This is a genomic window from Variovorax davisae, from assembly GCF_030316845.1.
GTDB classification, from domain to species: domain Bacteria; phylum Pseudomonadota; class Gammaproteobacteria; order Burkholderiales; family Burkholderiaceae_C; genus Variovorax; species Variovorax davisae.
Window position 1 is genome coordinate 198,937 of the sequence record NZ_JASZYS010000004.1, and the last position, 25,298, is coordinate 224,234.

At 69.2% G+C, this 25,298-nt stretch carries 28 protein-coding genes; 17 read left to right on the forward strand and 11 right to left on the reverse strand.

From position 1 onward, the window contains the following. From QTI33_RS11315 to QTI33_RS11340, 6 genes are read right to left on the reverse strand one after another with little or no spacing between them, the layout of a single operon-like run. On the reverse strand, positions 1-1,812 hold the full coding sequence (locus tag QTI33_RS11315) for a branched-chain amino acid ABC transporter ATP-binding protein/permease (protein ID WP_286506018.1): 1,812 nt from the start codon (positions 1,810-1,812) through the stop codon (positions 1-3). A 1-nt stretch (position 1,813) separates the two neighbouring features. Continuing rightward, entirely contained in the window at positions 1,814-2,854 is a 1,041-nt protein-coding gene (locus tag QTI33_RS11320) for a branched-chain amino acid ABC transporter permease (RefSeq protein ID WP_286506019.1), read from the reverse strand. A 27-nt stretch (positions 2,855-2,881) separates the two neighbouring features. Then, positions 2,882-4,024 carry an ABC transporter substrate-binding protein gene (locus QTI33_RS11325; RefSeq protein WP_286506021.1) on the reverse strand — a complete coding sequence of 381 codons (1,143 nt, stop codon included), beginning with the start codon at positions 4,022-4,024 and terminating at the stop codon, positions 2,882-2,884. A gap of 50 nt (positions 4,025-4,074) precedes the next feature. Continuing rightward, on the reverse strand, positions 4,075-4,839 hold the full coding sequence (locus QTI33_RS11330; RefSeq protein ID WP_286506022.1) for an SDR family NAD(P)-dependent oxidoreductase: 765 nt from the start codon (positions 4,837-4,839) through the stop codon (positions 4,075-4,077). A gap of 26 nt (positions 4,840-4,865) precedes the next feature. Further along, complete coding sequence (locus tag QTI33_RS11335; protein ID WP_286506023.1) at positions 4,866-6,776, reverse strand: feruloyl-CoA synthase; 1,911 nt, start codon at positions 6,774-6,776, stop codon at positions 4,866-4,868. A 19-nt stretch (positions 6,777-6,795) separates the two neighbouring features. After that, the gene (locus QTI33_RS11340) at positions 6,796-7,569 is read right to left on the reverse strand and encodes a crotonase/enoyl-CoA hydratase family protein (protein WP_286506025.1); all 774 of its coding nucleotides are present in this window, start codon (positions 7,567-7,569) and stop codon (positions 6,796-6,798) included. Positions 7,570-7,674: 105 nt separating this feature from the next. On the opposite strand from QTI33_RS11340, the gene QTI33_RS11345 reads away from it, so the two are divergent. Beyond that, positions 7,675-8,541 carry an amidohydrolase family protein gene (locus tag QTI33_RS11345; protein WP_286506026.1) on the forward strand — a complete coding sequence of 289 codons (867 nt, stop codon included), beginning with the start codon at positions 7,675-7,677 and terminating at the stop codon, positions 8,539-8,541. Positions 8,542-8,550: 9 nt separating this feature from the next. On the opposite strand, the gene kefC is transcribed toward QTI33_RS11345, so the two are convergent. Further along, positions 8,551-10,404 (reverse strand): glutathione-regulated potassium-efflux system protein KefC, encoded by a 1,854-nt coding sequence (gene kefC, locus QTI33_RS11350; protein ID WP_286506027.1) that lies wholly within the window; start codon positions 10,402-10,404, stop codon positions 8,551-8,553. A gap of 2 nt (positions 10,405-10,406) precedes the next feature. Continuing rightward, positions 10,407-11,045 carry a glutathione-regulated potassium-efflux system oxidoreductase KefF gene (gene kefF, locus QTI33_RS11355; RefSeq protein WP_286506028.1) on the reverse strand — a complete coding sequence of 213 codons (639 nt, stop codon included), beginning with the start codon at positions 11,043-11,045 and terminating at the stop codon, positions 10,407-10,409. A gap of 78 nt (positions 11,046-11,123) precedes the next feature. On the opposite strand from kefF, the gene QTI33_RS11360 reads away from it, so the two are divergent. Both QTI33_RS11360 and QTI33_RS11365 read left to right on the forward strand, forming a co-directional pair. After that, positions 11,124-11,765 carry a ParA family protein gene (locus QTI33_RS11360; protein WP_286506029.1) on the forward strand — a complete coding sequence of 214 codons (642 nt, stop codon included), beginning with the start codon at positions 11,124-11,126 and terminating at the stop codon, positions 11,763-11,765. A gap of 73 nt (positions 11,766-11,838) precedes the next feature. Next, positions 11,839-12,297 carry a MaoC family dehydratase gene (locus QTI33_RS11365; RefSeq protein WP_286506030.1) on the forward strand — a complete coding sequence of 153 codons (459 nt, stop codon included), beginning with the start codon at positions 11,839-11,841 and terminating at the stop codon, positions 12,295-12,297. 1 nt (position 12,298) lies between these two features. Here QTI33_RS11365 and QTI33_RS11370 read toward each other — a convergent pair whose 3' ends face one another. After that, positions 12,299-12,760 (reverse strand): tRNA (cytidine(34)-2'-O)-methyltransferase, encoded by a 462-nt coding sequence (locus QTI33_RS11370; RefSeq protein ID WP_286506031.1) that lies wholly within the window; start codon positions 12,758-12,760, stop codon positions 12,299-12,301. Between the two features lie 26 nt (positions 12,761-12,786). Further along, positions 12,787-13,503, reverse strand: coding sequence for a ComF family protein (locus QTI33_RS11375; protein ID WP_286506032.1), 717 nt, complete (start codon positions 13,501-13,503; stop codon positions 12,787-12,789). Positions 13,504-13,525: 22 nt separating this feature from the next. Between QTI33_RS11375 and QTI33_RS11380 the strand changes: the two genes are divergently transcribed. From QTI33_RS11380 to QTI33_RS11415, 8 genes are all read left to right on the forward strand, one after another. Further along, positions 13,526-14,440 (forward strand): methyltransferase domain-containing protein, encoded by a 915-nt coding sequence (locus QTI33_RS11380; RefSeq protein WP_286506033.1) that lies wholly within the window; start codon positions 13,526-13,528, stop codon positions 14,438-14,440. A 123-nt stretch (positions 14,441-14,563) separates the two neighbouring features. Further along, on the forward strand, positions 14,564-15,040 hold the full coding sequence (locus QTI33_RS11385; RefSeq protein WP_286506034.1) for a DUF2244 domain-containing protein: 477 nt from the start codon (positions 14,564-14,566) through the stop codon (positions 15,038-15,040). Positions 15,041-15,107: 67 nt separating this feature from the next. Then, positions 15,108-16,292 carry a cytochrome c oxidase subunit II gene (coxB, locus tag QTI33_RS11390; protein ID WP_286506035.1) on the forward strand — a complete coding sequence of 395 codons (1,185 nt, stop codon included), beginning with the start codon at positions 15,108-15,110 and terminating at the stop codon, positions 16,290-16,292. A gap of 36 nt (positions 16,293-16,328) precedes the next feature. After that, on the forward strand, positions 16,329-17,966 hold the full coding sequence (ctaD, locus tag QTI33_RS11395) for a cytochrome c oxidase subunit I (protein WP_286506036.1): 1,638 nt from the start codon (positions 16,329-16,331) through the stop codon (positions 17,964-17,966). A gap of 13 nt (positions 17,967-17,979) precedes the next feature. Next, entirely contained in the window at positions 17,980-18,090 is a 111-nt protein-coding gene (locus tag QTI33_RS11400) for a cytochrome oxidase small assembly protein (RefSeq protein ID WP_286506037.1), read from the forward strand. Between the two features lie 17 nt (positions 18,091-18,107). After that, positions 18,108-18,740: a cytochrome c oxidase assembly protein gene (locus QTI33_RS11405; protein ID WP_286506038.1), complete on the forward strand. Its 633-nt coding sequence runs from the start codon at positions 18,108-18,110 to the stop codon at positions 18,738-18,740. Then, complete coding sequence (locus tag QTI33_RS11410; RefSeq protein WP_286506040.1) at positions 18,737-18,946, forward strand: DUF2970 domain-containing protein; 210 nt, start codon at positions 18,737-18,739, stop codon at positions 18,944-18,946. Before QTI33_RS11405 ends, QTI33_RS11410 begins: the two co-directional genes overlap by 4 nt. A 48-nt stretch (positions 18,947-18,994) precedes the next feature. Continuing rightward, positions 18,995-19,876 (forward strand): cytochrome c oxidase subunit 3, encoded by an 882-nt coding sequence (locus QTI33_RS11415; RefSeq protein WP_286506041.1) that lies wholly within the window; start codon positions 18,995-18,997, stop codon positions 19,874-19,876. A gap of 71 nt (positions 19,877-19,947) precedes the next feature. Here the strand turns inward: QTI33_RS11415 and QTI33_RS11420 are convergent, their stop codons facing one another. Next, positions 19,948-20,169, reverse strand: coding sequence for a twin transmembrane helix small protein (locus QTI33_RS11420; RefSeq protein WP_286506042.1), 222 nt, complete (start codon positions 20,167-20,169; stop codon positions 19,948-19,950). Positions 20,170-20,205: 36 nt separating this feature from the next. On the opposite strand from QTI33_RS11420, the gene QTI33_RS11425 reads away from it, so the two are divergent. Genes QTI33_RS11425 through QTI33_RS11450 form a run of 6 tightly spaced genes read left to right on the forward strand, consistent with a single transcriptional unit; the run spans position 20,206 to position 25,256 of the window. Then, positions 20,206-21,045 (forward strand): SURF1 family protein, encoded by an 840-nt coding sequence (locus tag QTI33_RS11425; protein ID WP_286506044.1) that lies wholly within the window; start codon positions 20,206-20,208, stop codon positions 21,043-21,045. Continuing rightward, complete coding sequence (locus QTI33_RS11430; protein WP_286506045.1) at positions 20,987-21,712, forward strand: redox-active disulfide-containing membrane protein; 726 nt, start codon at positions 20,987-20,989, stop codon at positions 21,710-21,712. Before QTI33_RS11425 ends, QTI33_RS11430 begins: the two co-directional genes overlap by 59 nt. A 7-nt stretch (positions 21,713-21,719) precedes the next feature. After that, positions 21,720-22,901 (forward strand): COX15/CtaA family protein, encoded by a 1,182-nt coding sequence (locus tag QTI33_RS11435; RefSeq protein ID WP_286506047.1) that lies wholly within the window; start codon positions 21,720-21,722, stop codon positions 22,899-22,901. Continuing rightward, positions 22,898-23,803 (forward strand): heme o synthase, encoded by a 906-nt coding sequence (gene cyoE / locus QTI33_RS11440; RefSeq protein ID WP_286506048.1) that lies wholly within the window; start codon positions 22,898-22,900, stop codon positions 23,801-23,803. The genes QTI33_RS11435 and cyoE overlap by 4 nt, the downstream gene beginning before the upstream one ends. An 8-nt stretch (positions 23,804-23,811) precedes the next feature. Beyond that, positions 23,812-24,417, forward strand: coding sequence for an SCO family protein (locus QTI33_RS11445; protein ID WP_286506049.1), 606 nt, complete (start codon positions 23,812-23,814; stop codon positions 24,415-24,417). Between the two features lie 5 nt (positions 24,418-24,422). Beyond that, positions 24,423-25,256 (forward strand): DNA alkylation repair protein, encoded by an 834-nt coding sequence (locus QTI33_RS11450; RefSeq protein WP_286506050.1) that lies wholly within the window; start codon positions 24,423-24,425, stop codon positions 25,254-25,256. The last annotated feature ends 42 nt before the right edge of the window (positions 25,257-25,298 follow it).

A 25,298-nucleotide genomic window follows, 5' to 3' on the forward strand; every position in this document is an offset into this window, starting at 1 on the left:
TCAGTGTTCCGTACCCAGGTAGGCGGCGCGCACCTTCGGGCTTTGCTGCACCTCGGCCGGCGTGCCCTCCATCAGGTGGGTGCCGAATTCCATCACCACGATGTGGTCGCAGATGTCCATCACCAGGTCCATGTCGTGTTCGACCAGCAGGATGCTCATGCCCGATGCGCGCAGGCTGCGCAGCACGTCGGCCAGCGCCTGCTTCTCCTTGTGGCGCAGGCCGGCGGCCGGCTCGTCGAGCAGCAGGAGGGCCGGGTCGGCGCACAGGGCGCGCGCGATCTCCAGCAGCCGCTGCTGGCCCATCGCCAGGTTGCCGGCCAGCTCGTGCATCCAGTCGCCCATGCCCACGCGCTGCAGCTGGCGCTCGGCCTCGCGCAGCAGCTCGCGCTCCTCGGCGCGGTCGGTGTGGAGCATGGCCGCGATCGCACCCTTGCGCCCGCGCAGGTGGGCGCCGAGCGCGACGTTCTCGAGCACCGTCATGTCGGGCACCATCTTCACGTGCTGGAAGGTGCGCGAGACGCCGCGCTCGGCGATGGCGCGCGAGGACAGCCCGCCGATCGCCTCGCCGCGAAAGCGCACGGCGCCGCCGCTCAGGCCCAGCACGCCGGTGACCAGGTTGAAGGTGGTCGACTTGCCGGCGCCGTTGGGCCCGATCAGGCCGACCACCTGGCCGGCCCGGGTCTGGAAGCTGATGTCGTTGACCGCCACCAGGCCGCCGAAGGTCTTGCGGATCGCCTGCACGTCGAGCACCACCTCGCCGGCGGCCGGCTTGGCGCGCGCCGGCAGCTCGGGCGCATCGCGCCAGTCGACCGGGCGTTGGGGGCGCGGCAGCCGGCGGTCGATGAAGTCCCAGAGGCCGTCGGGCAAGTACTTGAGCACCAGCACGATCAGGATGCCGAAGACGATCAGCTCGTAGCTGCCGCTGGTGCCGATCAGCTTGGGCAGCAGCACCTGCAGCTGGTCTTCGAGCAGCTTGACCACGCCGGCGCCGGCGATCGCGCCCCACACATGGGCCGCGCCCCCGAGCACCGCCATGAAGAGGTACTCGATGCCCATCTTGAGGCCGAAGGGCGAGGGGTTCACGGTGCGCTGGAAATGGGCGAACAGCCAGCCCGACAGCGACGCCAGCAGCGCCGCCAGCACGAAGATGCCGACCTTGAAGCGCAGCGTGTTCACGCCCATCGCCTCGGCCATCTGCGAGCCGCCCGCCAGCGACCGGATGGCCCGGCCGCTGCGCGAATCGAGCAGGCGGATCACCGCGAAGCAGGCGACCAGCGAGAAGGTCCAGACCACTGCGTAGAACATCCGCTGCTGGCCGACTTCGAGGCCGAACAGCGTAAGCCCCTTGACGCCCAGGATGCCGTCGTACTTGCCCAGCGCCTCGAGGTTGCCCATCAGGTAGTAGAGCGCCAGCGCCCAGGCGATGGTGGCGAGCGGCAGGTAGTGGCCCGACATGCGCAGCGTGATGCCGCCGATGACCGCGGCGCTGAGGCCGGTCAGCGCCAGGCCGACGAAGAGGGTGAGCCAGGGCGAGAGGCCGAAGTTCACGCTCAGGTAGGCGGTGGTGTAGGCGCCGATGCCCACGAAGGCCGCCTGGCCGAAGGAGGTGAGCCCGCCGACGCCGGTGAGCAGCACCAGCCCCAGCACCGGCAGCGTGTAGATGCCGATGTAGTTGAGCTGGATGATCCAGAAGTTGGGCAGCGGCAGCAGCGGCAGGGCGATGAGCACCGCCACCAGCGCCAGCGGGCCCCAGGTGCGCAGGCGGCTTTTCGCGGGCGGCTTGGCCGCCGGAGGATTCAAGGTGGCTTCCATGTCAGTGCTCCTCGTCCGAGTGGGCGCTGGTCAGCGAGCGCCACAGCAGCACCGGCAGGATGATGGTGAACACGATCACCTCCTTGAACGAGCTGGCCCAGAACGAGCCGAAGGACTCGATCACACCGACCGCCAGCGCGCCGAGCAGCGCGCCCGGATAGCTTGCGAGGCCGCCGATCACGCCGGCAACGAAGCCCTTGAGGCCGATCAGGAAGCCGGAGTCGTAGAAGATCGTGGTGGTCGGGCCGATCAAGAGGCCCGACAGGGCGCCGATCAGCGCCGCCATCGCGAAGGTGAGCTGCCCCGCCGACTGGGTGGAGATGCCCATCAGCCGCGCACCGAGCCGGTTCACGGCCGTCGCCCGCAGGGCCTTGCCGTAGAGGGTGCGCTCGAAGTACAGCCACAGCATCACGATCAGCGCCGCAGAGGCGAGGAAGATGATCACGGCCTGCCCGTTGACGTTCAGCGGGCCGACCGAGAACCGGTCGTCCCAGAACGACGGGTTGCGAAAACCCTCGGCGCCGAAGAACAGCAGGCCCAGCCCGGTCATCGCGAAATGCACGCCGACCGAGACGATCAGCAGCACCAGCGAACTGGCGCCGGCGAGCGACTGGTAGGCGACGCGGTAGACCAGCGGCCCGAAGGCCGTGACGATGCACAGCGTGAGGAAGGCCTGGACCGCCAGCGGCAGGTTGCGCGGTGCGGCCCACGCCGAGACGGCGCAGACCACGGCCGGCAGCACGAACTGGCGCGCGGCCGCCACCAGGGCCGGGGCGGCCCGGCCGCGGTGGCGCCAGGTGCTCACCAGTTCCATGAGTGCGGCGACGGCCGCGAGGATCAGCAGCAACCAGACCGTGCCGGGCACCTTGCCGGTCTGGAAGATGGCGAGCGTCAGCGCGCCATAGGCGACGAACTCGCCCTGCGGAATGAAGATGACGCGGGTGACCGTGAACACGAGCACGATACCCATGCCCAACAGCGCGTAGATCGCCCCGTTCGTGAGTCCGTCCAGCGTCAGGATGCTGGCGATTGAGAAATCCATGGCGGGGCTTCGGCGCTGGTTGCGCGATTACTGCGGCTGCTCGACCTTGAACTGTCCACCGACGACCTTCAGCATCACGCCGGTCTCGTTGGTGTAGCCCCAGTGGTTGTCGGGCGTCCAGTTGAGCACGCCGTGCGCGAGCACCGTGCGGCCCATGGTCTCCATCGCATCGCGCAGCGCCGCACGGAATTCCGGCGTGCCGGGCTTGCCCTTCTTCAGCGCGATCGGCACCGCCTTCTCGAGCACGGTGAGCGCATCGGCGCCATGGCCGGCGAACTGGTTGCGCGAGCCCGGGCCGTAGGCCTTCTCGTACTGCTGCACGAAGTCGACCGCCGCCTTCTTCGACGGGTGGGCGTCGGGCAGCTGCTCGGCCACGGTGGCCGGGCCCGAGACGACGAAGGTGCCTTCGGCATCCTTGCCGGCGGTGCGCATCAGGTCCTGCGTGGCGGCGGCATGCGTCTGGTAGACCTTGCCCTTGAAGCCGCGCTCCATCACCGCCTTCTGCGGCATGCCGGCGCCGCTGCCGGAGGCGACGATCAGGATCGCGTCGGGGTTGGCCGAGGTGAGCTTGAGCACCTGGGCGGTGACGCTGGTGTCGGCGCGGCCGAAGCGCTCGGTGGCGGCGATCTTCATGCCGTTCTTCTCGGCCTCGGCGCTTAGCGCCTTGAGCCAGAGTTCGCCGTAGGCGTCGGTGTAGCCGAGGAAGCCGATGGTCTTGACCTTCTGCGACTTCATGTGCTGGACCACGGCGTAGGCCATGACGTCGTTGGACTGCGGCAGCCGGAAGGTCCACTTGTCCTTGCCGGGCGGCAGCCCGGCCGGCGAGGCGGCCAGCTGCACCGTGCCCGATTCCGCGGCCACGTCGGCCATCGGGATCGCGACCGGCGTCGCGGCCGAGCCGATGATGACGTCGACCTTGTCCTCGGTCACCAGGCGCTGCGTGTCCTTGACGCCGGTGGTCGGGTCGGTGGCATCGTCGAGCACCACGACCTTGAGGTTCTCGCCGGCGATGCTCTTGGGCCACAGCGCGATCTGGTTCTTGACCGGGATGCCCAGGCCCGAGGCCGGGCCGGTCAGCGGCAGCACGACGCCGACCGTGAGGTCGGCATGGGCGGCGCCGAAGAGGCCGGCGGCCAGGGCGGCGGCGAGGATGCTTTTCTTGATGTTCATGGTGCGATGTCTCCAGGAAGGGCGAACGGAAAAACGGTGTGGCGGGTGGCTCAGCGCGGCGCCATGCGCAGAGCGCCGTCGAGGCGGATCACCTCGCCGTTGAGGTGGCCGTTGGTGACGATGTGGCAGGCCAGCGCGGCGAACTCCGCCGGATCGCCCAGGCGCGGCGGGAACGGGATCGAGGCGGCGAGCGACTGCTGGATCGGCTCCGGCAGGGTCTTCAGCAGCGGCGTCGCGAACAGCCCCGGCGCGATCGTGCAGACGCGGATGCCGTGCTGCGCCAGGTCGCGCGCCATCGGCAGCGTCATGCCCACCAGCCCGCCCTTCGAGGCGCTGTAGGCCTGCTGGCCGACCTGGCCGTCGAAGGCCGCGACCGAGGCGGTGAACAGCATCACGCCGCGCTCGCCGCCTTCGTTCGGATCCAGTTTGGCGCAGCGCGCCGCATAGAGGCGGCTGACGTTGTAGGCGCCGATCAGGTTGATGTTGACCACCCGCACGAAGTCCTCGAGCGGCGCGGCGCTGCCATCCTTGCCGACGATCCGCTTGGCGCTGCCGATGCCGGCCACGTTCATGAGGATGCGGGCCGCACCGTGCGCGGCCTCGGCCTTGTCGAGCGCGGCGTTGACGCTGTCGGTGTCGGTGATGTCGCAGACGCAGGCGACGCCGCCGATGTCGGCGGCGACCTTCTCCGCCAGGCCGGCGTTGACGTCGAGCACCGCGACCTTGGCGCCGAGGCGCGCGAGCTCGCGCGCCGTGGCTTCGCCGAGGCCGGATGCGCCGCCGGTCACGAGTGCGGCTTGTCCCTGGATGTTCATGGCTTGTCTCCTTGTGGTCTGACGGTTCAACGGGGCTTCAAAGTGAAAGGCAGGGTGCCGTCGTGCAGGGCCTCGGCCAGCGCCGCGCGGTGCTTGAGCACGGCGCGCTGGTTGATCGAGCCCTTGTCGGTCACTTCGCCCTTGTCGATCGAGGGCGGCTCGGACACGATGTGGGCGCGCGCGATGCGGTTGGCGCTGCCGGTGCTGGCGGCGGCCAGCGTGTCCAGCAGGTGCTGCAGCCAGGCTTGCACCGGCGCGCTCTCGACCACCTGCTGCAGGGGGGCGTCGGGCGCCAGGCCGGCCAGCGTCCGAATCGCCGGGGTCGGGAAGATCAGCGCGCCGACTTCCTTCAGGTTGATGCCGGTCAGCACCGCATCGTGCACGTAGGGGGCGCCGGCGGTGTTGATTTTCGCGCGCAGCGGGCCCACGCTCACGAAGGTCCCGGTGGCGAGCTTGAAGTCCTCGGCGATGCGGCCGTCGAAGCGCAGGCCGCGGTGGATGTCGGCGTCGTCGATGAATTGCACGGCGTCGCCGGTGCACAGGAAGCCTTCATCGTCGAAGGCCTCGCGCGTGGCTTCCGGCGAGCGCCAGTAGCCCGGCGTGACGTTGGGGCCGCGGTAGCGCACCTCGACCTTGCCGTCGACGTCGATCAGCTTGAGCGTCATGCCCGGCGTCGGCACGCCGACGTCGCCGGCGCGCACGTCCGGGCTGTTGATGAACATCGCCGAGGGGCCCGACTCGGTCATGCCGAGGCCGGTCGCCATCACGATGCGCTCGCCGATCTCGGCCTCCTGGATCTGGTGCAGCAGGTCCCAGATCGGCTGCGCCAGCGCGGCGCCGGAGTAGAAGAACATGCGCACGCGCGACAGCAGGGTCCGGCGCAGCTGCGCATCGGTCTGCATGGCCTGGGCGATGGCCTCGAAGCCGGTCGGCACGTTGAAGTAGACGGTCGGCGCGATCTCGCGCAGGTTGCGCAGCGTCTCCGCCATGCCCGCCGGCGTCGGCTTGCCGTCGTCGATGTAGAGGGTGCCGCCGTGGTAGATCGTGATGCCGACGTTGTGGTTGCTGCCGAAGGTGTGGTTCCAGGGCAGCCAGTCGACCAGCACCGGCGGCTCCTCCGCGAGGGCCGGCATCGACTGCGCGATCTGCACCTGGTTGGCGCACCACATGCGCTGGGTGTTGACCACCGCCTTGGGCATCTTGGTCGAGCCCGAGGTGAACAGGAACTTGGTGATCGTGTCCGGCCCGGTGGCCGCCATGGCGGCGTCGACCGCGTGGGTGGCGGGCGTGGCCAGCAGGCTGTCGAAGGGGGTGAGGGCGCGGCCGGCCAGCTCCGGCGCGGCCGTGCCCGGGTCGCCTGCGGCGCCGTGGCCGCGCTGCAGCACCACCTCGACATCGGCCGGGACCGCCGCGGCGATGGCGCGGCCGAAGCGCGCGGCGTCGCTCGCGAACACCAGCCCCGGGGTCAGCGTGTCGACGATGTGGCGCAGCTTTTCGTAGTCCTGGCTGACGGTCGAGTAGGCGGGCGAGGCCGGGCAGTACGGAACGCCGGCGTAGATGCATGCGAGCGCCAACTGGGCATGTTCGAGGCTGTTCTCGCTCAGGATCATGACCGGCCGCTCGGCGTCGAGCCCGCGGTCGAGCAGCGCCTGGCCGATGCGGCGTGCGTCCTGCAGCGCGCGGGCGTAGCTCAGGTGCTGCCACTCGCCGGTGCTGCCGTCGGGAAGTTGCTCTCGGCGGGCCATGAAGCTGCGGTCGGGCGCGGTCTCGGCCCAGTGCATGAAGCGGTCGGTGATGCGCTCGGCGTAGCTCCGCAGCGGTTCGGCCGCCTCGAGGTAGCGCACGCCCGCCGCGCCCTCGCGCACGTTGACGCGGCGCACGCCGAAGGTCACGGGCCGATAGCGTGGCGTCTGGGTCGTCGGACGGGGGGCTTGCATGGGGAATCCTCGGTGTGTCTCAGCTTTTCCGGACCTTGGCCGCCTTGCCGTCCAGGAAGGCGCGCACGCGCTCCTTGGCGTCGGGCGCGGCCTGAGCGATGCCGGCCATCAGCGCTTCGGTGAAGAAGCCGTGGTCGGCCGGCTGCTCGGCGATGCGCGGCAGCGCGTGCATCAGCGCGTAGTTGGTCAGCGGCGCGTTGGTCGCCACGCGCTTGGCCAGTTCCAGCGCCTTGTCGAAGGCCGTGCCTTCGGCCACCAGGTACTGGGCGAAGCCGGCGCGCTCGCCGTCCTCGGCGTTGTAGACCCGGCCGGTCATCATCATGTCGGTCATGCGGGCGGCGCCGATCAGCTTGGGGATCCGCACCGAGCCGCCGCCACCGACGAAGATGCCGCGCGAACCTTCGGGCAGCGCGTAGAAGGTGGTGCTGTCGGCCACGCGGATGTGGCAGGCGCTGGCCAGTTCGAGCCCGCCGCCGACCACCGCGCCGTGCAGCGCCGCCACCACCGGCACCGGGCCATGCTGCACGAGTTCGAGCGCCGCGTGCCACATGCGCGAATGCTGCAGCCCCTGGCCGGCGTCGCGTTCCTTGAGCTCCGACAGGTCGAGGCCGGCGCAGAAATGCGGGCCCTCGCCATCGATCACCGCGGCACGCACCGTGGAGGGCAGCTTTTCGAAGGCGTCGCGCAGTGCCAGGATCAGGCCGTCGGACAGCGCGTTGCGCTTGGCGCCCCGCGTGAGGCGGATGATGGCGATGTCGTCCTGGATGTCGAGGTGGAGGTCTTTGGAGGTCATGATTGCATTCCGGAGTACGATCGATTATGGTTATGAAAAATAATCAATTCAAGCCGCGAATCAGGGTGCGGCCTAAGGATTTACCCTAGCACTGGAGACACCGTCATGGACCATCGGAACCTCATCGCGATCGACACTCACACGCATGCCGAGGTGAGTTGCTGGAACCCCTTCGACAACTACGGCGAGGAATACGACCGCGCCGCCGACAAATACTTCAAGTCGGGCCGCCGCCCGACCATCCAGGAAAGCATCGACTACTACCGCGAGCGCAAGATCGGGCTGGTCATGTTCATGGTCGATGCCGAGTCGAACATGGGCCGGCGCCGGATCCCGAACGAGGAGATCGCCGAGGCCGCGCAAAAGAACTCCGACATCATGATCGCCTTCGCCAGCATCGACCCGCACAAGGGCAAGATGGGCGCGCGCGAGGCCCGCCGGCTGATCGAGGAATACGGCGTCAAGGGCTTCAAGTTCCACCCGACGGTGCAGGGCTATCACCCCTACGACAAGATGGCCTGGCCGATCTACGAGGTGATCGCCGAATACGCGCTGCCGGCCGTCTTCCACACCGGCCACAGCGGCATCGGCTCGGGCATGCGCTGCGGCGGCGGCCTCAGGCTGGAGTACAGCAACCCGATGCACCTGGACGACGTCGCGATCGACTTCCCCGACATGCAGATCGTGATGGCGCACCCGAGCTTCCCCTGGCAGGACGAGGCGCTCAGCGTCGCCACCCACAAGCCGAACGTCTGGATCGACCTTTCGGGCTGGAGCCCGAAGTACTTCCCGAAGCAGCTGGTGCAGTACGCCAACACGCTGTTGAAGGACCGCGTGCTGTTCGCCAGCGACTACCCGCTGATCACGCCCGACCGCTGGCTCAAGGACTTCGAGGACGCCGGTTTCAAGCCGGAGGTGATGCCGGGCATCCTGAAGGGCAACGCGGTGCGGCTGCTCAAGCTCGACCAGTAGCCGCCGGGTTCAGGGCAGGCGCTCTTCCTCGACCCGGTCGCGGTCCCAGTTGGCCCCGCTGCGCTGGCGCCGCTCCTCGCGCTCGCGCGCCATCTGCTCCTGGAACTGCTGCCGGCCCTTCTTCGCCACCGCGATCAACTGGGCGCGGTCGCCCTTGTAGTGCGGGTAGGTCTCGAGCATCAGCTCGATGTTGCGGCGCCGGAAGCGCATCGCGTCCTCGCGCGCCTCGTGCGCCGGCCAGCCGATGGCCTCGAGCACCGAGCGGGCGCTGCGCAGCGACGACTCGAAGAGCTCGCGCTCGATGAACGCCACCTTGCGGTCGAGCAGCTGGTAGTAGTGCGTGACATTGCGCGCCCGCACCACCAGCTTGGCCTGCGGGAAGTGCTTCTGCGCCAGGTCGACGATCTTGAGCGACTGCTCCATGTCGTCGACCGCGACCACCAGCACCCGGGCCGTGCCGGCACCCGCGGTGCGCAGCAGGTCGAGCCGCGTCGCGTCGCCGTAGAAGACCGGGATGCCGAATTCGCGCAGCGCCTCGATGGTGTCGGGGTCGTGGTCGAGCACCGTGATGCTCACGCTTTGCGCGGTCAGCAGCCGGCCGATGATCTGGCCGTAGCGCCCGAAGCCGCAGATCACCACCTTGGCGTCCTGCTGCTCGGAGATCTCCTCCAACCCCGTCGGCTTGTGGGCGCCATAGCGCGGCAGCACCCACTTGTCGATCGCCACCAGCAGCAGCGGCGAGACCAGCATCGAGAGCGCCACGGCGGCGATCAGGAACGAGGCCACGCCGGGCGGCAACACGTTCGGCCCGGCGGCCTGGAACACCACGAAGGCGAATTCGCCGCCCTGCGCCAGCAGCAGCGTGAACACCGGCCGCTGCTGGTAGGGCACCTCCATCGCCTTGGCCAGTGCGTAGATGACGACGAACTTGATTGCCAGGAAGGCGACCACCACCAGCCCCATCAGCGCCGGATGCGCCAGCAGCACGCCGAAGTCGATGCTCATGCCGACCGCGATGAAGAACAGGCCGAGCAGGAGGCCCTTGAAGGGCTCGATGTCGGTCTCCAGCTCGCGCCGGTATTCGCTCTCCGCCAGCAGCACGCCGGCCAGGAAGGCGCCGAGCGCCATCGACAGGCCGATGAACTGCATCAGCGCGGCGATCGCCACCACCAGCAGCAGCGAGGTGGCGGTGAAGATCTCGGGCGTGTTGCTGCGTGCGATCCAGCGCAGCAGGGGGCGCAAGGCCAGCCGGCCGCCGACCACGATGGCGGCGATCACGCCGACGATCTTCAGGCCCTCGAAGGTGCGCTCCCAGCCGGTCATGTCCGGCGCGGCGGCCGAGCCGACCGCCAGCAGCGGCAGCAGCGCCAGGATCGGGATCGCCGCCACGTCCTGGAACAGCAGGATCGAGAAGCCGGCCTGGCCGCTGGGCGCCAGCAGCAGGTTGCGCTCGGCGAAGACCTGCAGCGCGATCGCGGTCGACGACAGCGCCAGGCCGAGCGCCGCCACCAGCGACACGCGCCAGTCGGCGCCGGCGGCGCAGCCGACCAGGAACAGCACCGCGGCGCAGGCCAGCACCTGGGCCGAGCCCCAGCCGAAGATCGGCCGCCGCAGGCTCCACAGCCGCTTGGGCTCGAGCTCGAGACCGACCAGGAACAGCATCAGGACGACGCCGAACTCGGCGAAATGCAGGATGTCCTCGACGTTGGTGACCAGGCCCAGGCCCCAGGGCCCGATCGCGATGCCGGCCACGAGGTAGCCGATGATGGCGCCGAGCCCGAGGGCCTTCGACAGCGGCACCACCAGCACCGCGGCGCCGAGGTAGATCAGCGTATTGATGAGCCAGGCGGGTGCGTGCTCCATGCTCAGCTTTCCTCCTGGGCCGTCGGTCGGTCGATCTCGGGCACCGGGCAGCTGACGCAGACGTCCAGCCCCTCGAGCTCCGGCCAGTCCGGATAGCTCAGCAGCCGCTCCTTGAAGACCTCGACGTGGGCCGTGACCTCGGCCGCTGGCGCGCTGCGGGCGCCGTGGAACAGCAGCGGCGGCAGGAAGCGCATGCCGCACAGCGCCGCGGTCTGCTCGTAGGGCGGCAGGAAGGCGTCGAAGAAATAGCGGTTGTAGCTTTGCGGGTGGTAGCTGCCCTCGGGGCCGCCGGTGGTCGCGACCAGCCAGCAATCCTTGCCCTCCAGGGCCCGGCCGCCGGTGCCGTAGGCCCAGCCGTAGTCGAGCACGTCGTCGATCCAGAGCTTCTGCAGCGCCGGCATCGAATACCACTGGATCGGGTGCAGCAGCACCAGCAGGTCGGCCCGGGCCAGGCGGGCCTGCTCGGCCTTGACGTTGATCGCGTAGTCCGGGTAGGTGTCGTAGAGGTCGTTGACGTCGACGCCGGGCGTCGCCTGCGCGGCTTCCAGCAGGCGGCGGTTGACGCGCGATTCGCGCCAGTGCGGGTGGGCGGCTATCACGTAGATGCGCGCCGGACTGTTGTTGTGGGTGTTTGTCGACATGGCGCGAACATTAGCGCACTCCGGCGCGCCCCGCGCGCGGCTACCATGGCGCCTTTGTTCAGCCTGTCGGAGTCCAACATGCCGGTAGTCCTGGTCGCCAATCCCAAGGGCGGCGTCGGAAAGTCCACCCTCGCCACGAACATCGCGGGCTACATGGCCAGCCGCGGGCATGCGGTGATGCTGGGCGACATCGACCGCCAGCAGTCGTCGCGGCTGTGGCTCGGGCTGCGGCCGCCGCAGGCGCGGCCGATCCTCAGCTGGGAGGCGTCCGAGGACGGCAGCGTGGTGCGACCGCCGCGCGGCACCACCCATGCGGTCATCGACACCCCCGCCGGGCTGCACGGATCGCGCTTCAAGGAGGCGCTGGCGCTGGCCGACAAGGTGCTGGTGCCCCTGCAGCCGAGCATCTTCGACATCTACGCCACGCGCGATTTCCTCGACAAGCTGCTCGCCAACCGCCACGCGGGCAAGACCCAGATCGCCTTGGTGGGCATGCGGGTCGACGCCCGCACCTTGGCCGCCGACCGGCTGCGCGAGTTCGTCTCCGGCCTCGGCGTGCCGGTGCTGGGCGAGCTGCGCGACACCCAGAACTACGTCCAGCTGGCGGCCCGCGGGCTGACGCTGTTCGACATCGCGCCGGGGCGGGTGCAGCGCGACCTGGAGCAATGGCAGCCGGTCATCGACTGGCTGGACCTCCGGGAGCCCGCGCAGCCGGGCTGAGCCGGTGTTTACCCCGAGCCCCGATGTCCCGGCGTCGACAGGGGCCGGGCCGGCGCGCCGCTACAGTGAAGCGATGAAAAAGACCTTCCAGACCCTCCAGGACCTGGCCGCGTGCGTCGGCCAGGAAGTCGCCGTGAGCGACTGGATCACCATCACCCAGGCGCAGGTCGACCAGTTCGCCGAGGCGACCGGCGACCACCAGTGGATCCACGTCGACGTCGAGCGCGCCAAGGCCGGCCCCTTCGGCGGCCCGATCGCGCACGGCTTCCTGACCCTGTCGCTGCTGCCGCGTCTCTATGAAGCGGCGTTCGACGTCGCCGAGTCGCGCATGGGGGTCAACTACGGGCTGAACCGGGTCCGCTTCATGACGCCGGTGCCGGTCGGCGGCCGGGTGCGCGGCCGCATGAAGCTGCTGGCCTCCGAGGCTATTCCCAACGACGGGCTGCAGATGACCTGGGAAACCACGATCGAACTCGAGGGCTCGCCCAAGCCGGCCTGCGTCGCCGAGTCCGTCGTCCGGCGGTACAAGTAGTTCAGCCGAAGCCGTTCTGGCGCCAGGCCTCGAACACGGTCACGGCCACCGCGTTCGACAGGTTGAGGCTGCGCTGCCCCTCCCGCATCGGCAGCCGCAGCCGCTGCGGCGGGGCGAAACTCTCGCGCAGCTCGGGCGCCAGGCCCCGGGTCTCCGACCCGAACACCAGCCAGTCGCCGGGCCTGAAAGCGGTGTCGTGCACGCGCTGCGTGCCGCGCGTGGTGAGCGCGAACATCCGGTCCGGCGGCGGCTTCTGGCTGTCCAGCAGGGCTTGCCAGTCGGCGTGACGGAGCAAGGTCGCGTACTCGTGGTAGTCCAGCCCGGCGCGGCGCAGCAGGCGGTCATCCATCGAGAAGCCCAGCGGTTCGACCAGGTGCAGGGTGCAGCCGGTGTTGGCCGCCAGCCGGATCACGTTGCCGGTGTTCGGCGGAATCTCGGGTTCGACGAGAACGATATGGAACATGGGGCGATTGTCGGTCGCCGCCCGCGTCACGGCGGCGCGTCGGTGCGCGCCAGGACGATGGCGGTGATGCGGGCGGCGCCGGCAGCCCGCAGGACCTCGGCCGCCGCGTACAGCGAGGCGCCGCTGGTCATGACGTCGTCGACCAGCACCAGCCGCCGGCCATGCACCGCCCCGGCGCGCCGCGGATCGAGCGCGAAGGCGCCGCTCAGGTTGCGCAGCCGGTCCCGGCGCGCGAGGCCGCTCTGCGGCGCGGTGTCGCGGGTGCGCAGCAGCAGCCGGGGATCGCACTTGTCCGGCGCCAGCCGCCGCGCCAGTTCGTAGGCCTGGTTGAAGCCGCGCTCGCGCAACCGGGCCGGCGCCAGCGGCATCGGCAGCACGGTGTCCGCCTGTTCGAGCGCCGGCTCGACCCAGGGGGCGCTGCGCAGCAGCGTCGCCAGGGGGGCCGCGCGGCCGGCATCGCCGTGGAACTTGAAGGCCGAGATGGACTCGGGCCAGGGCCAGGCATAGGCGCAGGCCGCCAGGCAGGCGTCGAGCGGCGGCGGCCGCCGCCGGCAGTCGCGGCAGTGGGTGTCGCCCGGGCCCAGCGGCAGCGCGCAGGTCGGGCAGCGCGCCACCGGTGACGCGAAACGCGCCACGCAGGCCTCGCAGATCGGCGCCGCGGGCCAGGCGCGGCAGACCGCGCACTGGCCCGGCAGGCCGGCCAACAGGGCCGAGAAAGGCCGTGCGGCCCAGGGCTTGAACATCCGTCAATATACTCAGCGCCCCATGCCCACCGACTCCGCACAGCGCCCGCCGACCATCGACGCCACGGCGGCCGCTCGCTGGAGCCGGCTGGCGCCGGCCTCGCAATCCCCCTGGCTGCATGAGGAAATCGGCCGCCGGATGGAAGACCGGCTGCAATGGATCACGGCCAGGCCGCGCCACTGGGCCGACTGGTCGCCCCTGCGCGGCGGCCTGGAGGCCCACGGCCTGGTCGCGCGCCGCTACCGGGATGCCACGCCCTACGTGATCGAGCCCGAACCCGTGCTGGCCGCCGCCACCGCCCGCTCGCTGAGCGCGCCGTGGTGGACCGCGCGCCGCTGGCAGGGCGCCCGGCCCAGCTTCGATCCGCCGCCCGAGGACGGCGTCGACCTGCTGTGGGCCAACATGGCGCTCCACATGGCGGCCGACCCGCAGGCGCTGATCGCGCGCTGGCACCGGGGGGTCGCCACCGACGGCTTCCTGATGTTCTCGTGCTTCGGTCCCGACACCCTGATGGAACTGCGGGCCCTGCACCGGCAGCTCGGCTGGCCGCCGGCCAGCCACGAGTTCACCGACATGCACGACTGGGGCGACATGCTGGTCGGCGCCGGCTTCGCCGAGCCGGTGATGGACATGGAGCGCATCGTGCTGACCTGGACCAGCGCCGACGCCGCCCTGGCCGAACTGCGCAGCCTGGGGCGCAACCTGCATCCGGGCCGCTTCCCGGCCCTGCGCGGCAAGGCCTGGCGCGGCGCGCTCGGCGCCGCCCTGCCCGAGCTGGCGCCGGCCGAGGACGGCGGCGGGCGGATCGCGCTGACCTTCGAGATCATCTACGGGCATGCCTTCAAGCCGACCCCCCGTGTCGCGCTGTCGGCAGAAAGTGCAGTTTCCTTGCGGGAAATGCGTTCCATGCTGCAGCGAGGTCGTGTAGGCAACTGAGGCCCGCTCGGTTGACCCGCTACAATTCGGCGCTGCGTGAACTCCCGGGTATTGTCCCGTGATCGAGGCCTGTCCGATTCATTTTTGACAAGGCGTCGACGCACCGATTTGCTGAACTCGCCCGTGTCGAATTCCGTGTTTCGTTTTGCCACTGTTTCTGGCCAGAGCATCCACTGGTTCCTGAAGCGCAACTGCTCGGTCACGCCGAGCCAGCTCGGCTGGCTGTACGCGTCGCTGTGCGTGGTGTCGCTCGGCATCGGGACGGTCTTCTGGCTGAACGGCGCGCGGCTCGTGTTGCCGTTCGCCTGGCTCGAACTCGCCGCGGTCGGGTTCGCGTTCGTGCTCTATGCGCGGCACGCGACCGATGGCGAGAAGATCGCCTTGCAGGGCGGCAGACTGGTGGTCGAACTCGAGAACGGCGGGCACTACGAGCGCACGGAATTCTTGCCGCACCAGGTGCGGGTCGAGCCCCAGGACAGCGATCGTTCGCTGATCGAGGTCTCGGGTCAGGGTCGTTCGGTCAGGGTGGGGCGCTATGTGCGCCCGGAGTTGCGCGCGGCGCTGGCGCGCGAGATTCGCATGGCATTGCGGGCCGCCTGAGGGGGCGCGCGCAATGGCACACCGTGGGGACCGGTGGGGTTAACAGGAAAATGAAGAAGTGAACACGATGAAGAGCAATTGGCGGAACAAGATGTGGCCGGCGAATCTGCTGCTGGCGGCCGGCGCGGCGTTCAGCGGCGCGGCGCACGCAGTCAACGACCTGCCCGGCGGTCCGTCGGTTCGTCAGTTGAACCTGCCCATCGGCGTGACCAAGATCTCCCAGGAGCAGCACTTCCTGCACACGGTGATGATGGTGCTGTGCACGGTCATCTTCGTGGCCGTGTTCGCAGTCATGTTCTATTCGATCTGGAAGCACCGCAAGTCGGTCGGCCACAAGGCCGCCAACTTCCATGAATCGGTGGTGGTCGAGGTGATCTGGACCATCGTGCCCTTCCTCATCGTGATCCTGATGGCGCTGCCGGCGACCCGGGTGCTGGTGGCCCAGAAGGACACCACCAACTCCGACCTCACGATCAAGACCACCGGCTACCAGTGGAAGTGGGGCTACGACTACCTCAAGGGCGAGGGCGAGGGCCTGTCCTTCATCTCGACGCTCGACAGCTCGCAGCGCGCGATGTCCAACGCCGGCGCCCGCGGCGAGATGCCCGACGACTACCTGCTGAAGGTCGACAACCCGCTGGTGGTGCCGGTCAACGCCAAGATCCGCATCATCACCACCGCCAACGACGTGATCCACGCCTTCGCGGTGCCGCAGCTCGGCGTCAAGCAGGATGCGATCCCCGGCTTCGTGCGCGACACCTGGTTCCGGGCCGAGAAGGTCGGCGACTACTACGGCCAGTGCCAGGAGCTCTGCGGCAAGGAACACGCCTACATGCCGATCCACGTGAAGGTGCTGGCCGCGGCCGACTACACCGCCTGGGTCGACGCCAAGCGCAAGGAAGCCGCCGCCAAGCAGGACGACCCGACCAAGGTCTGGGCCCTGCCCGACATGCTGGCGCGCGGCGAGAAGGTCTACGCGGCCAACTGCGCGGCCTGCCACCAGGCCAACGGCCGCGGGGCCGGCCCGATCAAGGCGCTCGACGGTTCGCCGACCGTGCTCGACGCCGACCACCAGAAGCAGCTCCACGTGGTGCTCAACGGCCAGAACAACGGCGCCATGCCGGCCTGGAAGCAGCTGAGCGACACCGACATCGCGGCCGTGGTGAGCTTCACCAAGAACGCCTGGTCGAACAAGACCGGCCAGCTGGTGCAGCCGTCCGAAGTGCTGGCCGAGCGCGCCAAGGCCAAGTAAGCCGGCGCCCACGTAGAGTTTGCAAGGAAATCCAAGATGAGCGCAGTCCTCGACCCCCACGGCCACGCACCAGGTCACGACGACCATGCCCACGACGACCACCACGGCGCACCGGCCGGCTGGCGCCGCTGGGTGTTCGCGACCAACCACAAGGACATCGGCACGCTGTACCTGCTGTTCTCGTTCACCATGCTGATGGTCGGCGGCGTGCTCGCGCTGCTGATCCGCGCCGAGCTGTTCCAGCCCGGCCTGCAGCTGGTCAACCCCGAGCTGTTCAACCAGTTCACCACCATGCACGGCCTGATCATGGTGTTCGGCGCCATCATGCCGGCCTTCGTGGGCTTCGCGAACTGGATGATCCCGCTGCAGATCGGCGCCTCCGACATGGCCTTCGCGCGGATGAACAACTTCAGCTTCTGGCTGCTGATCCCGGCCGCGCTGATGCTGGTGGGTTCGTTCTTCATGCCCGGCGGCGCACCGGCCGCGGGCTGGACGCTCTACGCGCCGCTCACGCTGCAGATGGGCCCCTCGATGGACGCCGGCATCTTCGCGATGCACATCATGGGCGCCTCGTCGATCATGGGCTCGATCAACATCATCGTCACCATCCTCAACATGCGCGCCCCCGGCATGACGCTGATGAAGATGCCGATGTTCTGCTGGACCTGGCTCATTACTGCCTACCTGCTGATCGCCGTGATGCCGGTGCTCGCCGGCGCCATCACGATGACGCTGACCGACCGCCACTTCGGCACCAGCTTCTTCAACCCCGCCGGCGGCGGCGACCCGGTGATGTACCAGCACATCTTCTGGTTCTTCGGCCACCCCGAGGTCTACATCATGATCTTGCCGGCCTTCGGCATCGTCAGCCAGATCGTGCCGGCCTTCTCGCGCAAGAAGCTGTTCGGCTACGCCTCGATGGTGTACGCCACCTCGTCGATCGCGATCCTGTCGTTCATCGTCTGGGCGCACCACATGTTCACGACCGGCATGCCGCTCACCGGCCAGCTGTTCTTCATGTACGCGACCATGCTGATCGCCGTGCCCACGGCCGTGAAGATCTTCAACTGGGTCGCCACCATGTGGCAGGGCTCGATGACCTTCGAGACGCCGATGCTGTTCGCGGTCGGCTTCATCTTCGTGTTCACGATGGGCGGCTTCACCGGCCTGATCCTAGCGGTCGCGCCGATCGACACCCAGCTGCAGGACACCTACTACGTCGTCGCCCACTTCCACTACGTGCTGGTGGCCGGCTCGCTGTATGCGATGTTCGCGGGCTACTACTACTGGGCCCCCAAGTGGACCGGCGTGATGTACAACGAGACCCGCGGCAAGGTCCATTTCTGGTGGTCGCTGATCTCCTTCAACATCACCTTCTTCCCGATGCACTTCCTGGGCCTGGCGGGCATGCCGCGCCGCTATGCCGACTACCCGATGCAGTTCGCCGACTTCAATGCGGTGGCCAGCGTCGGCGCCTTCGCCTTCGGCCTGGCGCAGGTGTACTTCTTCTTCTTCATCGTGCTGCCGACCATGCTCGGCAAGGGCGAGAAGGCCCCGCAGAAACCTTGGGAAGCCGCTGAAGGCCTCGAGTGGGAAGTCCCCTCGCCGGCGCCGTTCCACACCTTCGAGACCCCGCCGCGGCTGGACCCCACCGCGACCAAGGTGATCGGCTGAAGCGCGCCGCGACATGACGCCCGAACAGAAAAGGAACAACCGCCGCATGGGGCTCACGCTGGCCTCGATCGCGCTGCTGTTCTTCATCGGATTCATCGTCCGCATGGTCTGGATCGGCCACTAGGCCGCAACGGGGACGGCATGGGCATCGGTCAACGCATCCGCCGCGAGAACGTCCGCATGGTCGGCAAGCTGGCCGTGGTCGCGGCCGGCATGTTCGGCTTCGGCTACGCGCTGGTGCCGATGTACCGCGCGATCTGCGAGATGACCGGCATCAACATCCTGGCCCTGTCCGAGCTCCAGGTGCCGGGCGGCGCCAGCGGCGGCGACAAGGTCCGCGTGCCCGACAACACCCAGGTCGACATGAGCCGCACCATCACGGTCGAGTTCGACGCCAACGTGCGCGGGCTCTGGGACTTCAAGCCGGCCCAGCGCTCGATGGAAGTCCATCCGGGCCAGCTCAACACCGTGATGTACGAGTTCCAGAACGTCCAGAACCGCCGGATGGCGGCGCAGGCGATCCCGAGCTACGCGCCGCAGCAGGCGGCGCCGTACTTCAACAAGCTCGAGTGCTTCTGCTTCAACCAGTACACGCTCGATCCGGGCGAGAAGAAAGAGTGGCCGGTCGCCTTCGTGATCGATCCGAAGATCTCCAAGGACGTCAAGACCATCACGCTGTCGTACACCTTCTTCGAGGTCGGCGGCAAGACCCCCGCGGCCCCGGTGGCCGCCAACGGCGCGGTGGCCGTGCCAGCCACGGAGCCGCGCTCGTGAGCGTCTCGCCGCTGGCCCGCAAGGCCTCGCTGTGGCAGACCGTGAGGGCGGTCTGCTGGTCGTTCTTCGGCATCCGCAAGAACAGCGGCTACCAGGACGACCTCGCGAAGCTGAATCCACTGCACATCATCGCGGTCGCCTTCGTCGCCGTGGCGCTGTTCGTGGCCGGGCTGATCCTGCTGGTGCGCTGGGTGGCCACCTCCTGACACAAGATTCCACAGAAATCGAAGCTAGAGAAGAAACCAGGACCTGATATGAGCTCAACCACCCACGGCACCACGCCTTACTACTTCGTGCCCGGGCCATCGGCCTTCCCGGTCATGGCCGCGACCGGCCTGCTCTTCGTCATCCTGGGCGCGGCCCAGTGGATCAACGGCCACCAGTGGGGCATGTGGTCGCTGCTGGCCGGCATGATCGTCTGGCTCGGCACGCTCTACGTCTGGTTCAGCGCCTCGATCCGGGAAAGCGAAGGCGGCCTGTACGGCCACAAGGTCGACCTCTCGTTCCGCTGGAGCATGAGCTGGTTCATCTTCTCGGAAGTGATGTTCTTCGGCGCCTTCTTCACCGCGCTGTGGTGGGCCCGCACCCACGCGCTGCCCTCGCTCGGCAGCCTCGACAACGCGCTGCTGTGGCCCGACTTCAAGGCCGTCTGGCCGACCGCGGCGGCCGGCGTGACGGGTTCGCCGGCCGGCATCGTCGAGCCCTTCCAGACCGTCGGTCCGTTCTGGCTGCCGACCATCAACACCGCGCTGCTGCTGAGCTCCGGCGTCACCCTGACCATCGCCCACCACGCGCTGCGTGCCGGCCATCGCGCGCAGAGCGTGCGCTTCATGTGGCTGACCGTGCTGCTGGGCTTCATCTTCCTGTGCGTCCAGGGCTACGAATACCACCACCTGTACACCGAACTGAACCTCAAGCTCAGCTCCGGCACCTACGGCTCGACCTTCTTCATGCTGACTGGCTTCCACGGCCTGCACGTGTTCATCGGCATGCTGATGCTGTTCTTCATCACCCTGCGCCTGCGCCGCGGCCACTTCACGCCCGAACGCCACTTCGGCTTCGAAGGCGCCGCCTGGTACTGGCACTTCGTCGACGTGGTGTGGCTGGGCCTCTACTTCCTGGTCTATTGGCTTTGAGCATCGGCGACGGCACAACGAAAAAGCGCCGCAAGGCGCTTTTTTCATGGTTCTCGTGGAACGAGCACCACCTACTTGCCGATGGGGAGGCCCCCCGGCTGGATGTAGCCGAGTTTCCACGCGACGAGCACGCAGAGGAACAAAAGCACCGACAAGCCGATCCGAACCGTGAGCGCGCGCACCATTCCGCCGCTCTTGGCGCGGCCGTTGCGCCCGTCCCTCAGCATGAAGAACAGCGCCACCGCGAGACTCGCCAGGATGCCCAGGAAGGCGAGGGCGACCAGATATTTCATGACCCCCATTATCGGCCGCCAGCGCCTCCTCCTGCCGTGAACGCGCAACCGCTCCAGACCCCTCGTCCCCGTCGTGCCGGCCGCTTCTGGTTCATCACGGCGGTCGCCTTGCTGGTGTTCGCCGCCACCGTCTCGCTCGGCCGCTGGCAGCTGTCGCGCGCGGCCCAGAAAGAGGCCCTGCAGGCCGAGATCGAGGCCCAGAAGAGCCAGCCGCCGCTCGACCCGCAGGCCTTCCTGGCGCTCGCCGACGCGGCCACCGTGATGCACCGGACAGTGCGCCTGCGCGGGCTCTGGCTGGCGCCGCACACGGTCTATCTCGACAACCGCCAGATGCATGGAGTGCCGGGCTTCTACGTGCTGACGCCCTTCGCCCTCGAAGGCACAGAGCAGACGGTGCTGATCCAGCGCGGCTGGATCCAGCGCAATTTCTCCGACCGCGCCAAGCTGGAGCCGATCGAGACGCCGAGCGGCCTGGTCGAGGTGACGGCCCGGATCGCGCCGCCGCCCGCCCATTTGCTGGAACTGGGCAAGGGCGATGGCGCCGCGGCGCCCGCGCCGGCCGCTTCGGCCCCGGTCGCCGCGACCACCGCGGCCACGCCCGACATCGTGGGGTCTTCGCGCATCCGGCAGAATCTGGCCCTGGAAGCGTTCCGCGCCGAAACCGGCCTGCCCCTGCGAACCGACGTTTCCCTGCAGCAGACCGGTCCGGCCTCCGAGGGCTTGCAGCGCGACTGGCCGGCCCCCGCGCTGGGGGTCGAAAAGCACTACGGCTACGCATTCCAGTGGTTCGGCCTCTCGGCCCTCGTGGTACTCCTTTATGTCTGGTTCCAACTCATCGCCCCCTTCCGCCGTGCACGCCTTGCCCGCCGCGGCTGACGAGCCGCTCGGCCTGACCGTGCACTCGATGCCGTCGCCGCGCCAGGCCCTGGCGGGCGCCGAGGGCCGGCGCACGGTCCAGGGCCGCTGGAAGATGGTCTTCGTGCTGCTGTGCTGCGCCGCCCCGGTGATCGCCTCCTACTTCACCTACTACGTGGTGCGCCCCGAAAGCCGCAGCGTCTACGGCGAGCTGATCGACCCGCAGCGCCCGCTGCCGAACATCGCGGCGACGCTGCCGGACGGCACGACCCAGCGCCTGCCGTCGCTCAAGGGCCAGTGGCTGCTGCTGACGGTGGCCGATGCCGGCTGCGATGCGCTCTGCGAACAGCAGCTCTACCTGCAGCGCCAGCTGCGCGAAAGCCTGGGACGCGAGAAAGACCGGCTCGACCGTGTCTGGCTGGTCAGCGACGACAAGCCGCTGCCCGAGCGGCTCGCCAACGGCCTGCGCGGCGCCACCGTGCTGCGCCTGCCGGCGGCCGAGATCGCCAAGTGGCTGCCCGCCGCCGCTGGCCATGCGCCGGCCGAGCACCTCTTCGTGGTCGACCCGCTGGGCAACCTGATGATGCGGTTCCCGGCCCGCATGGACGCGGCCGGCGCCAGCCGCGGCAAGCGCGACCTCGACCGGCTGCTGCGCGCCTCGTCCTCGTGGGACGACGCCGGCCGCTGACCCCGCCATGGACACGACCTCGCTCTACGACCTCAAGCCGATCGCCTGGCTGCTGGCGGTCGGCGTCCTGCTGGCCCTCGGTCCGCTGGTCTGGGTCTGGCGCCGCAACGCCGGCGCCGGTGCCGCGCGCCGGCTGCATGCGCTGACCGTGCTGACCCTGTTCCTGACCTTCGACCTGACCCTGTTCGGCGCCTTCACCCGCCTGAGCGATTCGGGCCTGGGCTGCCCCGACTGGCCCGGCTGCTACGGCAACGCCAGCCCGGTCGGTGCCCGGCACGACATCGCGATGGCGCAGGCCGCCCAGCCGACCGGGCCCGTGACCCACCGCAAGGCCTGGGTCGAGATGGTCCACCGCTACCTGGCCACCGGCGTCGGCTTCCTGATCCTGGTGCTGGCGATCGCGACCTGGGTCGCGCGCCGCCGCCAGCGCCGGCCCGACCACCGCGGCGAGCGCGCGCTGAGCGCCTGGTGGCCCGCGGCCACCTTGGCGTGGGTCTGCCTGCAGGGTGCCTTCGGTGCCCTGACCGTGACCTGGAAGCTGTTCCCGGCCATCGTGACGCTGCACCTGATGGGCGCCGTGGTGCTGCTGGCGCTGCTGTGCATCCAGGCCGTGCGCTACCAGCAGGCGGCGATGCAGCGCCTGCCGACGCCCCTGCCGTCGCCGCTGCGCAGCTGGCTGGTCGCCACCACCGCCTTGCTGGCGCTGCAGATCGCCCTGGGCGGCTGGGTCAGCACCAACTATGCGGTGCTGGCCTGCACCCAGTTCCCGACCTGCCAGGACAGCTGGTGGCCGCCGATGGACTTCGCCCAGGGCTTCCAGGTCTGGCGCCACCTGGGCGAGACCGCCGCTGGCGCGCCGATCGATTTCGCCGCGCTCACCGCCATCCACTACGCGCACCGGCTGATGGCCTACCTGGTGTTCGCCGCCATCGGGCTGCTGGCCTGGCGGCTGCGCGCGATCCGGCCCCTGCGCGCCCAGTCCCGCTGGTTGGCGGGCCTGGCGCTGCTGCAGCTCGCCAGCGGGCTCGGCAACGTGCTGCTCGGCTGGCCGCTGGCGGCGGCCCTGCTGCACACAGGCGGCGCCGCGGCGCTGGCGGTGGTGCTGACCTGGACCCTCTGCGAAAGCCGTCGCGAAGGCGCGCGCAGCGCGGCCGGCCAACGCGTTCCCAATCTGGAGGTGGCCCGATGAGCGCCCCCGTGTCTGTCCCCGCCCCGTCCACCGCCAGCGTGCTGCGCCAGTTCTATGCGCTGACCAAGCCGCGGGTGGTGCAACTGATCGTCTTCTGCGCCCTGATCGGCATGGTGCTCGCGGTGCCCGGCGTGCCGTCGCTGGCCGATCTGCAGCAGGGCGCGCTGGCCTGCCTCGGGATCTGGCTGGTCGCCGGCGCGGCGGCCGCCTTCAACTGCCTGGTCGAGAAGGGCATCGACGCCAAGATGAAGCGCACCGCCTGGCGGCCGACGGCGCGCGGGCAGCTGAGCGACCGGCAGGCGCTGATCTTCTCGGCCGCGCTCTGCGCCGCCGGCTCGGCGCTGCTGTGGTTCACCGTGAACCCGCTCACCATGTGGCTGACCTTCGCGACCTTCGTCGGCTACGCGGTGGTCTACACCGTGATCCTGAAGCCGTTGACGCCGCAGAACATCGTGATCGGCGGTGCCTCGGGCGCGATGCCGCCGGTGCTGGGCTGGGCCGCGATGACCGGCGACGTCGGCCCCGAGGCGCTGATCCTGTTCCTGATCATCTTCCTGTGGACGCCGCCGCACTTCTGGGCCCTGGCCCTGTACCGGGTCGAGGACTACCGCAAGGCCGGCCTGCCGATGCTGCCCGTGACCCACGGCAACGAGTTCACCCGGCTGCAGGTGCTGCTCTACACCTTCATCCTGTTCGCCGCCTGCCTGATGCCCTTCATCTACGGCATGAGCGGCTGGCTCTATCTGGCGGTCGCGATCGGCGTCAGCATCGGCTTCACCGGCTATGCCTTCGCACTGTGGCGCCATTATTCCGACGCCTTGGCGCGCAAGACTTTCCGCTTCTCACTGATCCACCTGAGCGTGCTGTTCGCGGCGCTGCTGGTCGACCACTACCTCCAATGACCGAATCCATGAACAAGCGCCAAGCCCTCCGGACCCTGGCCTGGGTCGGCGTCGCCGCGGCCGCGGGCCTCCAGATCGCGGGCTGCACCGAGGCCAAGCCCAGCTTCAATGCGGTCGACATCACGGGCGCCGACTACGCCCGCGATTTTTCGCTGACCGACGCCAACGGCAAGGTCCGCACCCTGGCCGATTTCAAAGGCAAGGCGGTGGTGCTGTTCTTCGGCTACGCGCAGTGCCCCGACGTCTGCCCGACCACCATGAGCGAGATGGCCCAGGTCAAGCAGCAGCTGGGCGCCGACGGCGACAAGTTGCAGGTGGTGTTCATCACGGTCGATCCGGCGCGTGACACGCCCGAGGTCATGAAGGCCTACATGGGCGCCTTCGACCCGTCGTTCGTGGCCCTGATCCCGACGCCGGAGCAGCTCACCGCGGTGGCCAAGGACTTCAAGGTCTACTTCAAGAAGGTCGACGGCAAGACGCCGACCAGCTATTCGATGGACCACTCGGCGGCCAGCTTCGTCTACGACCCGCAGGGCCGGCTGCGGCTCTACGCGCGCTATGGCGCCGGCGCGGCGCCGATGCTGGCGGACCTCGAGACCTTGCTCAAATCCTGAGCACCTTGGCGTCGGTCGACCACCTGAAGCAGCGCAAGGGTGCTTTCCGCATCGCGCTGATCCCGCCCGAGGTGCTGGACGCCCTCAACGACGGCCTGCTCGAGACCGTCAACCTCAACGAATTCATGGCGCTGGAGCTGCCCCGGCTGGCGCGCAGCGTGGCGGCGCAGATCGGGCTCGACCCGGCCAGCGAGCGGGTGGCCGACACCTGCGCCATGCTGCCCGCCTTCAAGCCGATGCAGCGCCACGGCCACATCGCGCGGGCGTTCTACGATCTGGCCGGCGACCACCCCGAACGCGACGCCGTGGCGCACCGCCTGGCCACCCATGCGAGCGACGTGGCGCGCTGCTGGGCGACGCAGTGGCTCCCGATGTCGGGGCTCACACTGCCCGAGCAGCTGGCGGCCGTGCGCCGCTTTGCCGCCGATGCGCATTTCGGCGTCCGCGAGATGGCCTGGATGGGCGTGCGCGAGGCGACCATCGGCGCGCTCGACCAGGCGCTGGCCCTGCTCCAGCCCTGGACCGCCGATCCTGACCCCAACATCCGCCGCTTCGCCAGCGAGCTGACCCGTCCGCGCGGCGTCTGGTGCCCCCAGATCGAGCGCCTCAAGGCCGAGCCCTGGCTGGCCTTGCCGCTGCTGGAACCGCTGCGCGCCGACCCCAGCCGCTATGTCCAGAACTCGGTCGCCAACTGGCTCAACGATGCCAGCCGGACCCAGCCGGACTGGGTCGAAGCCACCTGTGCGCGCTGGCTGGCCGAGAGCGATTCCGCCGAGACCCGCTACATCGCGCGCCGGGCCTTGCGCACGCTCGCCAAGCGGCCGCCCGAAGCGCCCTGACAACGAAAAAGCCCGGCGCGGGCCGGGCTTTTTCGGGAGCGG